9 protein-coding genes are annotated in these 12,514 nt (G+C 62.3%); 4 read left to right on the top strand and 5 right to left on the bottom strand.

Annotation, left to right across the window (positions count from 1 at the left end; genetic code table 11):
• The first annotated feature begins 151 nt into the window (after positions 1-151).
• Together NCS02_RS13230 and NCS02_RS13225 are read left to right on the top strand one after the other, a co-directional pair.
• A complete protein-coding gene (locus NCS02_RS13230) occupies positions 152-1,393 on the top strand; it encodes an MFS transporter (protein ID WP_250435327.1) in 1,242 nt (413 codons plus the stop codon).
• A gap of 251 nt (positions 1,394-1,644) precedes the next feature.
• Positions 1,645-3,918 carry an NADP-dependent malic enzyme gene (locus NCS02_RS13225; protein WP_034473239.1) on the top strand — a complete coding sequence of 758 codons (2,274 nt, stop codon included), beginning with the start codon at positions 1,645-1,647 and terminating at the stop codon, positions 3,916-3,918.
• 69 nt (positions 3,919-3,987) lie between these two features.
• Here the strand turns inward: NCS02_RS13225 and NCS02_RS13220 are convergent, their stop codons facing one another.
• The gene (locus NCS02_RS13220) at positions 3,988-7,563 is read right to left on the bottom strand and encodes an indolepyruvate ferredoxin oxidoreductase family protein (protein WP_175979592.1); all 3,576 of its coding nucleotides are present in this window, start codon (positions 7,561-7,563) and stop codon (positions 3,988-3,990) included.
• A gap of 345 nt (positions 7,564-7,908) precedes the next feature.
• Here NCS02_RS13220 and NCS02_RS13215 point away from each other — a divergent pair, with 345 nt between their 5' ends.
• On the top strand, positions 7,909-8,118 hold the full coding sequence (locus NCS02_RS13215; protein ID WP_250519799.1) for a hypothetical protein: 210 nt from the start codon (positions 7,909-7,911) through the stop codon (positions 8,116-8,118).
• 94 nt (positions 8,119-8,212) lie between these two features.
• On the opposite strand, the gene hppD is transcribed toward NCS02_RS13215, so the two are convergent.
• A complete protein-coding gene (hppD, locus tag NCS02_RS13210; RefSeq protein WP_008352709.1) occupies positions 8,213-9,316 on the bottom strand; it encodes a 4-hydroxyphenylpyruvate dioxygenase in 1,104 nt (367 codons plus the stop codon).
• Between the two features lie 145 nt (positions 9,317-9,461).
• On the opposite strand from hppD, the gene NCS02_RS13205 reads away from it, so the two are divergent.
• Complete coding sequence (locus tag NCS02_RS13205; RefSeq protein ID WP_250502765.1) at positions 9,462-9,965, top strand: Lrp/AsnC family transcriptional regulator; 504 nt, start codon at positions 9,462-9,464, stop codon at positions 9,963-9,965.
• 75 nt (positions 9,966-10,040) lie between these two features.
• Here NCS02_RS13205 and NCS02_RS13200 read toward each other — a convergent pair whose 3' ends face one another.
• From NCS02_RS13200 to NCS02_RS13190, 3 genes are all read right to left on the bottom strand, one after another.
• Positions 10,041-10,637: a GNAT family N-acetyltransferase gene (locus NCS02_RS13200; protein WP_235366314.1), complete on the bottom strand. Its 597-nt coding sequence runs from the start codon at positions 10,635-10,637 to the stop codon at positions 10,041-10,043.
• Between the two features lie 288 nt (positions 10,638-10,925).
• The gene (locus NCS02_RS13195) at positions 10,926-11,531 is read right to left on the bottom strand and encodes a TetR/AcrR family transcriptional regulator (RefSeq protein ID WP_008352714.1); all 606 of its coding nucleotides are present in this window, start codon (positions 11,529-11,531) and stop codon (positions 10,926-10,928) included.
• Between the two features lie 33 nt (positions 11,532-11,564).
• Entirely contained in the window at positions 11,565-12,365 is an 801-nt protein-coding gene (locus NCS02_RS13190; protein ID WP_034473234.1) for a DUF1835 domain-containing protein, read from the bottom strand.
• Between the last annotated feature and the right edge of the window lie 149 nt (positions 12,366-12,514).

Below are 12,514 nucleotides of genomic sequence, written 5' to 3'. Positions count from 1 at the left end.
GCGCCTCAGTTCGGCGCCTTAAGGCCGTCCCATGCACAGCTAGCCCGCCATTTTACCCGAGGCGGCGAGGCGGGGCGAATTGTTTGCAGGTTGTGAAGCCGCGCCGCTCGCGCGTAAACTCGCGGCGCTGTTGCGCAACTTCACATCGCCGATGACATCCGTTCCCTCTACACAAGATTCCAGCGTCGCGCCCACGCGCCACGCGCTGCAGGCGCTCATCGCGTCCGTTCTCGGCTACGCGATGGACGGCTTCGATCTGCTGATTCTCGGCTTCATGCTGCCCGCGATCGCCGCCGACCTGCATCTCACGCCCGCGCAATCTGGCGCGCTCGTCACGTGGACGCTCGCCGGCGCGGTCGCGGGCGGCATCGTGTTCGGCATGCTGTCCGACTATTTCGGCCGCGTCCGCATGCTGACCTGGACGATTCTCGTGTTCGCCGTCTTCACCGGTTTATGCGCGCTCGCGCAGGGCTATGGCGATCTGCTGATTTACCGCACCATCGCCGGGATCGGGCTGGGCGGGGAATTCGGCATCGGCATGGCGCTCGTCGCCGAGGCGTGGCCCGCGCGTTTGCGGGCGCGCGTGTCGTCGTATGTCGGAATCGGCTGGCAACTGGGCGTGCTCGCCGCCGCGCTCGTCACGCCGTTGCTCCTTCCCCTGATCGGCTGGCGCGGCATGTTCGCGGTGGGGCTGCTGCCGGCGGTGGCGTCGTTTTTCGTGCGGCGGCATGTGGAGGAACCCGCGCTCTTCACCGAACGCCGCGCGGCCGCGAAAGCGAACCGCGCCCGCAAGCTGCCGCTCAAACGTCTCTTCGACGACGCCCGCACCGCGCGCGCGAGCATCGGCGTCATCATTCTGTGCTCGGTGCAGAACTTCGGCTATTACGGGCTGATGATCTGGCTGCCGAGCTATCTGTCGAAGACGTTCGGCTACTCGCTCACGAAATCCGGTCTCTGGACCGCGGCCACCGTGCTCGGCATGGCGCTCGGCATTTGGCTGTTCGGTCTCGCGGCGGATCGCTTCGGGCGCAAGCCGGCGTTTCTCGTCTATCAGATCGGCGCGGTCGCGATGGTCTTCGTCTACTCCAATCTGACGAGCCCGTCCGCGTTGCTGATCGGCGGCGCGGTGATGGGCGTGTTCGTGAACGGCATGCTCGGCGGCTACGGCGCGCTGATCTCCGAAATCTATCCGACCGAAGCGCGCGCGACAGCGCAGAACGTGCTGTTCAACATCGGGCGCGCGGTGGGCGGTCTGGGACCGGTCGCGGTCGGCGCGCTGGCGGCGCGCTATTCGTTCGCGGTCGCGCTCGCGTTCCTCGCGTCGATCTATCTGCTCGATGTCATCGCGACGCTCTTTCTGATCCCCGAAAAGCGCGGCGCCGAGCTCGTCTGAGCGTGCTTCATCGGACGAAATTGCGCTGAAACGTTGCATCGCGTCATTTCAAGTGCGCGGTGTACACTGGACGTCCCAAAAAAACCAAGGCTCCGTCCGCTCGTCACATCCTTCCGAGCGGCACGTTGCGTCTATCCGACGTGCCGAGCCGTGATACTTGGTCCATCGATTCACATTTCCGCATTCATTGCAGCACGGTCGACGGCAGTGTGAACCCTGTTCAAATAATTCCCAAACGTCTCAGGTCAATCATGGACGAACAACTCAAGCAAAGCGCCCTCGCGTATCACCAGAATCCCCGCCCCGGCAAGATTTCGGTTACTCCGACCAAGCCGCTATCCAACCAGCTCGATCTCTCGCTCGCGTATTCGCCGGGCGTCGCGGCCGCTTGCATGGCGATCTACGACGAACCGCTCGACGCGCAGAAGTACACGTCGCGCGCGAATCTCGTCGGCGTCGTGACGAACGGCACGGCCGTGCTGGGACTCGGCAACATCGGCCCGCTCGCGGCCAAGCCGGTGATGGAAGGCAAAGGGTGCCTGTTCAAGAAGTTCGCGGGCATCGACGTGTTCGACATCGAGTTGGCTGAAACCGATCCGGACAAACTCGTCGATGCGATCGCGATGCTCGAACCGACGCTCGGCGGCATCAATCTCGAAGACATCAAGGCGCCGGAATGCTTCTATATCGAGAAGAAGCTGCGCGAGCGCATGAAGATTCCCGTTTTCCATGACGATCAGCACGGCACGGCGATCATCGCTTCGGCGGCGATTCTCAATGGCCTGAAAGTCGTCGGCAAGAAGCTCGAGGAAGTGAAGCTCGTCTGCTCGGGCGCGGGCGCGGCGGCGATCGCGTGTCTGGATCTGCTCGTGCATCTGGGTTTGAAGAAGTCGAACACGCTCGTGATCGATTCGAAGGGCGTGATCTACGAAGGCCGCGGCAATCTGGATGCGTCGAAGGAGCGCTATCAGGCGTCGACCGACGCGCGCACCCTCGCCGATGCGATGCACGGCTGCGACGTGTTCCTCGGCTGTTCCAGCGCGGGCGTGCTGAAGGCCGAGATGGTCCAGACGATGGCCGACAAGCCGCTGATTCTCGCGCTCGCGAATCCCGAGCCGGAAATCCGCCCGGAAGAAGCGAAGCGCGTGCGTCCGGACTGTATCGTCGCGACGGGCCGTTCGGACTATCCGAACCAGGTCAACAACGTGCTGTGCTTTCCGTTTATCTTCCGCGGCGCGCTGGATGTCGGCGCGACGACGATCACCGAAGAGATGAAGCTCGCGTGCGTGCGCGCGATCGCGGAACTCGCCGAAGAGACCGATCAGGGCGATGAAGTCGCGAAGGCATACGAAGGTCATTCGCTGGAATTCGGTCCGGAATATCTGATTCCGAAGCCGTTCGATCCGCGCCTCATCATCAAGATCGCGCCGGCTGTCGCGCAAGCCGCGATGGATTCGGGCGTGGCGACGCGTCCGATCAAGGACATGGACGCGTATCGCGAGACGCTCGGCGCGACGGTGTATCGCACGGGCATGGTGATGCGCCCGGTGTTCGCGGCGGCGAAGGCGGCGCCGGCGCGCATCGCGTTCGCGGAAGGCGAGGACGAGCGCGTGCTGCGCGCCGCGCAGTTCGTGCTGCTGGAGAAGATCGCGAAGCCGATCATCATCGGGCGTCCGGCGGTCGTCGAGATGCGTCTGCAGAAGATGGGCTCGAAGCTGAAGCCAGGCGTCGATTTCGAGATCGTGAATCCGGAAGACGATCCGCGTTATCAGAAGAGCTGGCAGGCGTATCACGAGATCGCCGCGCGTCAGGGCGTGACGCCCGAAAGCGCGAAGGCCGCGCTGCGCAAGTTCAACACGCTGATCGGCGCGATTCTGGTTCATACCGGCGACGCGGACGGGATGATCTGCGGTCTCATCGACACGTATCAGGATCATCTGAAGTTCATCGATCAGGTGCTCGGCAAGGCCGAAGGCGCCAACAACTTCGCGGCGATGAACTTGCTGATGCTGCAAGGGCGCAATCTGTTCATCAGCGACACGTACGTCAATGAGACGCCGACGGCCGAACAGCTCGCCGACATGACGATTCTCGCCGCGCGCGAGATCGAGCGTTTCGGCGTGCAGCCGAAGGTCGCGCTGCTGTCGAATTCGAACTTCGGCAGCGTGCCGAGCGCATCGGCGAGCCGGATGGCCGAAGCGCGCAAGCTGATCGCCGAGCGCGCGCCGGATCTCGAAATCGACGGTGAAATGCACGGCGACGCGGCGCTCTCGGAAGCCGTGCGCAAGGCTTCGTTCCCCGGCACGACGCTGCATGGCGAGGCGAATCTGCTCATCATGCCGAACGTCGAGGCGGCGAACATCACGTATAACCTGCTCAAGATGGTGAGCGGCGAAGGCGTGACGGTCGGGCCGTTCTTGTTGGGTGCCGCGAAGCCGGTTCATATCCTCACGCCGGCGGCGACCGTGCGTCGGATCATCAATATGACGGCGGTGGCGAGCGCGAATGCGCGCGTGGCGAAGTAAGGTTTATTTGCTGCGCTGAAAGAAAAACGGCGATCCGGAAAGGATCGCCGTTTTTTTTGAGCCAGCGCGTCAGGCTACTTGTCGCTTTTCGTCACCCTGCGGATCGCGCCACCGTCCCAGCAACTTCTCCCACTTCAGCTTCGCGGCCTTCACGTTGTTTTCCTTGATGTGCCCATACCCGCGCATCGAATCCGGCAGATTCGCCAGTTCGATCGCGAGCGGCAGCTTCTCTGCCGTCAATCCGCCGATCAGCTCCTTCACCAGCGCTTCGTATTCGCCGATCAACGCGCGCTCCATCTTCCGCTCCTCCGTGCGTCCGAACGGGTCGAGCGCCGTCCCGCGCAGGAACTTGAAACGAGCGAGAACACGCATCGCGGACATCATCCACGGGCCGTACTGCTTCTTCACCAGATGCCCATGCGAATCCTTCTTCGACAAGGAAGGCGGCGCGAGATGCACCTTGATCTTCCAGTCGCCTTCGAAGCTCCCGCGAATCTTGTCGAGGAAAACCGGATCGGCATACAGGCGCGCGACTTCGTACTCGTCCTTATAAGCCATGAGCTTGTGAAGATTCTTCGCGACAGCTTCCGTCAACGAATAATCACCGGTTCCAAGTTCCGCTTCCTTCGCGCGCACCGACGCGACCAGCCGCCCATACCGCGCCGCATAAGCCGTGTTCTGATACTTCGCGAGATAGTCGAGCCGCTTGTCGATGAGCGTATCGAGCGCCTTCGGCGTATGCAGCGCAATGATCTTGCCCGGCGCGTCTTGCGTTTGCGTCCCGTGAGCGAGCCGCGTAACCGACGAAAGATCGTGCGCCGCGCGTCGTCCCCATTCGAACGCCGCGAGATTCTTCTCGACCTGCACCGCGTTCAATTCGATCGCGCGCACCAGCGATTCATGCCGCAGCGGCACCCAGCCCTTCTGCCACGCAAACCCGAGCACGAACGGATTCGTATAAATCGCGTCGCCCATCAGCGCGACGGCGAAGCGGTTGGCATCGACGAGCGCGACGTGCTCGCCCGCCGCCGCGCGGATATCCGCCTCGGCGCTCGCGCCCGGAAAGCTCCAGTTCGGATTCTTGATGAACTCGGCGGTCGGCGTTTGCGCGCTGTTCACGACGACACGCGTGTGGTCCGGCTGCATCCGCGAGCCGCATTCGTTGCTCGCGGTCACGATCGCGTCGCAGCCGATGACGAGATCCGCCTCGCCCATCGCGATGCGCGTCGCGTGGATATCGGCAGGACGATTCGCGATCTGCACGTGGCTCATCACGGCGCCGCCTTTCTGCGCGAGACCGGTGACGTCGAGCACGGTGACGCCTTTCTGCTCCAGATGCGCCGCCATGCCGAGCAGCGCGCCGATCGTCACGACGCCCGTTCCGCCGACGCCCGTCACCAGCACGCCATACGGCCGCCCGATTTCCGGCAGCTCGGGCGTGGGCACGGCGGGCATCGCATCGCTCGCGACGCTCGTCGCCTTGGGTTTCTTCAACTGCCCGCCTTCCACCGTGACGAAGCTCGGGCAGAAGCCGTTCAGACACGAATAGTCCTTGTTGCACGTCGACTGGTTGATCTGCCGCTTCGTGCCGTACTCGGTTTCGAGCGGTTCCACCGACAGGCAATTCGACTTCACCGAGCAATCGCCGCAACCTTCGCACACGGCCTCGTTGATGACGACGCGCTTCGCCGGATCGGGAAACGCGCCGCGTTTGCGGCGACGCCGTTTCTCGGTGGCGCAGGTCTGGTCGTAGATCAGGATCGACGTGCCCGGAATGTCGCGCAACTGGCGCTGGATATCGTCGAGTTCATCGCGATGATGCACGTCGATGCCCGGCGCGAGTCCGACGTTCGCCGTGTACTTCTCCGGCTCATCCGTGACGATGACGATCTTCGCCGCGCCTTCCGCCGCGAGCTGATGCGTGATCTGCGGCACGGTCAGCACGCCGTCGACGGGCTGGCCGCCCGTCATCGCGACGGCATCGTTGTAAAGAATCTTGTAGGTGATGTTCACCTTCGCCGCGATCGCCGCGCGGATCGCGAGCAGGCCCGAATGGAAGTACGTGCCGTCGCCGAGATTCGCGAAGACGTGCTTGTCGTTCGAGAACGGCGCCTGGCCGACCCACGCGACGCCTTCGCCGCCCATCTGGCTGAACGTGCTCGTGTTGCGGTCCATCCAGACCGTCATGTAGTGACAGCCGATTCCGGCCATCGCGCGCGATCCTTCCGGCACGTTCGTCGACGTATTGTGCGGACAGCCCGAGCAGAACCACGGCTTGCGCTCCGCCTCGACGCGCGGCCGCGCGAGCGATTTCTCCTTCGCGTCGATCACGGCGAGGCGCGTCGCGATGCGCGCACGCACGTCGGCGGGGAGATCGAACTTTTCGAGGCGCGTGGCGATCGCCTTCGCGATGATCGCGGGCGACAGCTCGTAGTGCGCGGGCAGAAGCCAGTTGCCCATCGGCACGGACCATTCGCCGCCGGCGCCGTCTTTCTCGTCGAACTTGCCGTAGACGCGCGGACGTTGCGCATCCGGCCAGTTGTACAGCTCTTCCTTGATCGCGTATTCGAGAATCTGGCGCTTTTCTTCGACGACGAGAATCTCTTCCAGCCCGCGCGCGAATTCCTGCGCGCCTTGCGCTTCCAGCGGCCACACGCAGCCGACCTTGTAGAGACGAATGCCGATTTGCGAACACGTCGCGTCATCGAGGCCGAGATCGGTCAGTGCCTGACGCACGTCGAGATACGCCTTGCCGCCGGTCATGATGCCGAAGCGCGCGTGCGGCGAATCGATCTCCACGCGGTCGAGCTTGTTCGCACGCACATAGGCCAGCGCCGCGTACCACTTGTAGTCGAGCAGACGCGCTTCCTGCACGAGCGGCGGATCGGGCCAGCGGATGTTCAGGCCGCCGTCGGGCATCGCGAAATCGGTGGGCAGCACGATTTGCGTGCGATGCGGATCGATATCGACCGAAGCCGACGACTCGACGACATCTGTCACGCATTTCATCGCGACCCACAGGCCGGAGTAGCGCGACATCGCCCAGCCGTGCAGGCCGAAATCGAGATATTCCTGCACGTTCGACGGAAACAGCACCGGCAGTCCGCACGCCTTGAAAATGTGCTCCGACTGATGCGCGAGCGTCGACGATTTCGCGGCATGGTCGTCGCCGGCGAGCACGAGAACGCCGCCGTGCTTCGCGGAGCCAGCGGAGTTGCCGTGCTTGAAGACATCGCCCGAGCGATCGACGCCCGGACCTTTGCCGTACCACATCGAGAAAACGCCGTCGTATTTGGCGCTCGGGTACAGGTTGACTTGCTGCGAGCCCCACACGGCGGTGGCGGCCAGATCTTCGTTCACGCCCGGCTGAAACACGATCTGATGCCCGGCGAGATGCTTCTTCGCCTTCCAGAGGGACTGATCGAGACCACCGAGGGGAGAACCGCGATAACCGGAGATGAATCCGGCCGTATTGAGACCAGCGGCTTTGTCGCGCTCTTGCTGGAGCATCGGCAGACGCACCAGCGCCTGGATGCCGCTCATGTAGGCGCGGCCGCGTTCGAGCGTGTATTTGTCGTCAAGCGTGACGGACTTCAGCGCGGCTTCTAGCGAAGCTCTCTGTTCTGCGTCTAGCGGGGCGTTCATTATGTGTCTTCCTCCACCCGAGGTTTGGGATCACCAAAGCATGTTTCGGGCCGTCGCGTCTTATGAACGGTCGGGCCGGGATTCCAGTTTGCCGGTCTAAGGGTTTTCGAGACAGTGGGACAAACCCGTTAAAAATTCCTCGCTTGGTTGCGCTTTGCGTCAATTCCTTGACGATTTGACCGTGATCGGGAAGGTTTTGTTACATCGTGTAAAACCGACCGATCTGCGGAACCCTGCCGCTCATCCCTGTCTAAAATGGCGCTTCCGGAAATCCCGTGCCATCTTTTTAAGCACGTTTTGGCTTCCGAAAGCGAGTTGTACGCAAGCAGTTAGAAGGAGATAACGATGAAACAACGCCACATCCAGAATTTCTTGATGGTTTCGGCAGCCTTTTTCGCCATCAGCGCGCCCGTTGGTGGCGCACGGGCGAATAATGCCTCGCCGCTCGGGGCGTCGTCGGTTGCACAGGTCGCGCAAGTGCGCGTTCAGTCGGTTCAGGCTGGCGCCCAACAGCGCCGCGAATCCGAAAGCAGCGACGACGAGACGGCGGGCTGACCCGATCGTCGCGGTCCGCGCCGACAAAGCGGGTCGCCGGAATGGAAAAAGGGACATGAAATTCATGTCCCTTTTTTTGTGCCCCTCGTATTTCTTAGCTCGCGGTGGTGTCCTTCAGCACGCCACGGCGCATTTGATCCAGTTCGATCGATTCGAACAGCGCCTTGAAGTTGCCTTCGCCGAAGCCCTGATTGCCCTTGCGCTGAATGATCTCGAAGAAGATCGGCCCAATCTGGTTCTCCGTGAAGATCTGCAGCAGGATTTCGTCCTTGGTGCCGTCGATCAGAATCTTGCGCTTTTTCAGTTCCGCGACGGATTCGCAATGCCCCGGCACGCGACGATCGACGAGTTCGTAATACGTGTCGATGGTATCGAGCAGCGCGATCTTCGCGCCGCGCAGTCCGTCGACGGTGCCGTAAATGTCGCCCGTGCCGAGCGCGATGTGCTGAATGCCTTCGCCGTGGTACGCGTCGAGATATTCCTGAATCTGGCCGGCGTTCTCCGAGCCTTCCTCGTTGATTGGAATGCGGATCTTGCCGCACGGCGAGGTCATCGCTTTCGACTTCACTGCCGTCACCTTGCCTTCGATATCGAAGTAACGCACTTCGCGGAAGTTGAAGAGCCGCTCATAGAACTCCGCCCATTCGACCATGCGGCCGCGATGCACGTTGTGCGTCAGGTGATCGATATACGTGAGGCCGTGGCCGACCGGATTCTGCTCCGCGCCCGGGATCGGCTCGAAATCGACGTCGTAAATGCTGATATCGCCGATGCTGCCCGGCTGCGCGCCGTTCTTGCCGCGCCAGCGATCCACGAAATAGATCAGCGAATCGCCGATGCCCTTGATCGCCGGGATATTCAGCTCCATCGGACCGGTCTTGTTGTCGAAACCCCAGGCGCCGAGTTCGAGCGCGCGCTGATACGCCTTGGCGGCATCGGCGACGCGGAACGCGATCGCGCAGATCGACGGCCCGTGCAGACGCGCAAAGCGCTGCGCGAAGGAATCCGGCTCCGCGTTCACGATGAAGTTGATTTCCCCTTGCCGATACAGCGTCACATCCTTGTGACGATGCTTCGCGATCGCCGTGAAGCCCATCTGCTCGAACAGTTTCCCGAGCGCGACGGGATCCGGCGCGGTGTATTCGATGAACTCGAAGCCGTCGGTGCCGACGGGATTGTCCCAAGTCGTTGCGGTCATGCATGTCTCCTGATTGGCGTGCGGCGCGTGTGCGCGACGTGAAGACAGTTTAGTCAGATGGCGATGGCAAAAACTTGCGAAACAAATCGCGCATTCATAAGATTGCGCACGATACTGCTAATCGAGTGCATTCCGGAGCTATGAAATGGCCGAACCCGAATTGGACACGATAGACCGCCGCATTCTTGCGATCCTTCAGGAAAATGGCCGGCTGTCGAATCAGGAGATCGCCGAGCGCGTGAATCTGTCGCCGAGTCCGTGCTTGCGGCGCATCCGTCGGCTGGAGGAGATCGGCGTCATTCGCGGGTACGTCGCGTTGCTCGACGCAAAAAAACTCGGGCTCGGCTTGCTTGCCTATATCAACGTGCGTCTGGAAAAGCGCGGCGGCACGCAGGCCGCGGCGGGCACGCCGAAGGCGCCGACGCACGGCGATCTCTTTCGCGAAGCCGTGCGTTCATGGCCGGAAGTCGTCGCGTGCGACGCGATGACCGGCGAGATGGACTTTCTGCTGCGCGTGCAAGTGCGCGACATGGATGACTTTTCGCGCTTCGTGCAGGACGAGCTGCTGCATCATCCATCGGTGATCGACGTACGCTCGAGCTTCTCGCTGGAGCGCATCAAGGAGACGACGGTTCTGCCGTTGCGCTGAAACGAAAAAGGGCGGTCGATGCCGCCCTTGCTGGTCCCGCTCGCAGCGCAAACCCCGCGCTGTTCTCGATGATGGTTAAGCTGCGTCCGCCGTCGGAACGAACGCCTGAAAAACCTGCGACGCACGATGCGCCTGGCGCTTGATCGCGTAGTCGAACACGGCCGCTTGTTCCTGGAGCATTTCGGCCATGATGCTGGTCTGATCGGCCGGCGCGAGCGACAGATAGGCGTCCGCTTCGCCGTACGCGTACTCGATCTTCATGCCCGACTTCTTCGCGATGTGCATCATGGTCGAGTTGCGCGACAGGCAGTGCATGTAGAGCACCGACACGTGCGTGTTGCGGCTGCGCATGGCGGCGCGCTCGAAGAGCTTCGAGCCGACGCCGCGGCCGCGGGCGCTTTCGAGCACCGACACGCCGAACTCGGCGGTGCGCTTGTCGCCTTCGGCGGGCAGATAGGCCAGATGGCCGACGCCGATCAATTCCAGCGCGCTGCCGAAGACACCGAACACCTTGTCGTCCGCGAAATTGATGTTGCGCACGTAGTTCTCGATGACGTGGTCCGGCACGATCTGGCCGAACCGCAGAAGACGGTCGTCTTCATCGAGCGCGAGGAAGTGCGTGAGGAGACGCTCGCGATCCGCCGAAGACAACTCGCGGACGAGAACCGGCATACGCGCGTCTTTGAGCGGCTGATCGTGCGCGACGATCTGCTCGGCAGTGCGGTTGATAGTCAGTTCCACGGTCGTTTCTCCTTCGATTCGTCATGCAGCGTGCTGCAAAGCAAAACGAATTCTAGCCGATCTAGGAGAAGCGAGTACGGGAAAACCCTTAAAACCGATTAGGCGTGGCGTTCTAAACGTGCGCTGAAATCAATTTGGGTCAATGAAATCAGTCGCTTAACAGATTGGCGTGAACGCAACGGTTCACCGACCGGTGAGTCTGTTGTGCCGCAGCATTTTCTAACGGTCGACGTTTAACCCATTTTCGATCATGTCGACGACCTGCTCGGCGAATTCGCTGTAGCCGAGCTTTCCGCCCGGCTTGAGCCAGGTGAACGTCCAGTTGATCATGCCGAACACCATCATCGTGAGGGCGGTCTGATTGTCCTTGGTCGCGCGTTTCGGATACGCGCGCGCCAGTTGTCGCGCGAACGCCGCTACGATGTCGCGCTGACGATCGAGGACGATTTCGCGCTGCGCCTCTTCGAGATACTTCACGTCGTTCAGCAGCGCAACGTGCCGGCTGTGCGACGTCTCATATTCGGCGAGGAACGCGCGCACGAGCTCGGCGAACGCCTCGCGCTCGCCCAGTCCGCGCCGCTGGCTCGCGCCTTCGACCTCCGCGATGATCAGCATCAGCCGCTTCGTGTAGCGATCGAGCAGATCGAAGAGGATTGCTTCCTTGCTCTCGTAATAGTGATAGAGGCGGGCTTTCGACGTGCCGCTCGCCGCGGCGAGATCGGCCATCGAGGTACTGGGATAGCTCGTCTGCGCGAATTTCGCGGCGGCGAGTTCGAGGATCTGTTCGCGTTGCGTCTCGTGATCGGGCGCTTTGGTACGGGCCATGTGTTCGAAGAATGCGTTCTTATAAATATGGATTCAGCGGCGCAGTTCGGCCTGACTGATTTCGGACGGCGTGCCGCGGATTTTAAGCCGTCCCGCCATCACGAGTTCGCGGCAACGCCAGAACGCGACGGCATCGGAGAGCAGGAAATCGAAGCGCTGTGCCATCGCCGCGCCGGCGATGCGGGCGGCCGGCTTCCATTCTGGACTGGCGAGATCGAGCAGCGCTTCGTCGACGTCGGTCCACGTTCCCGATACGAGCATGTTGTCGCGCAGCCGGCGCGTTTCCGCGTTGGCGTACTTCGCTTCCTGCCATTCGAGCGCGAGCCGGCTGATGCGCAGCACGGAAATGGGCGCGGCGGTCGGCAGCTTCGCGACCAGTTGCTTCGGCGAGAACATGCCGACGGCCGTCGCGCGGTCTTCGCGGCTGACGCGTTGCGGCTCGCTGTCGTCGGTTCCGATCGACAGATCGTCGTACGTGAGTTTTGCTTCGTTCAGGCGCTGCGGCGCATTGCGCAGATGATAGGCGACGCGTCGCAACGTGAGCTGATCCGCCGCGCTCTGACCGTGCCACACGACGATCTGTCCGTCGCCGCGCGCGAGGCGGGTGAAGAGCGCCTGTTGCTGTTCGAGTTCGTCTTCGAAGTCGATGCCGCTCGTTATGATCTGACGCCAGAACGTGGCGCGCGCGAGCACCGATTCGTCGATGTCCCTGAGCGGACCGACAGCGAGATCGTCGCGCAGCGCAATGACGCGCTCATCGCGTTCCGCGCGCAGCAGGGCTTCGGTGAGCGATTGGGCCGCGCTATCGCCATTCGTGACATGAATCGTGTTCATCGGTGTCGGCTGCCGGAAAGACGAAAGGACCGCTCGGGTGAGCGATCCTAGTTTACGCGAATCGAATGCCGGCGGGACGTCGCTTACCGCTCGTCGAAGCTCACAACCACGCGCTCGCTCACCGGATGGCACTGGCAGGTCAGCACGAA

The sequence above is a fragment of the Caballeronia sp. NCF2 genome (assembly GCF_023631205.1).
GTDB classification, from domain to species: Bacteria; Pseudomonadota; Gammaproteobacteria; order Burkholderiales; family Burkholderiaceae; genus Caballeronia; species Caballeronia zhejiangensis.
This window is presented reverse-complemented; position numbering and strand designations above follow the sequence as displayed.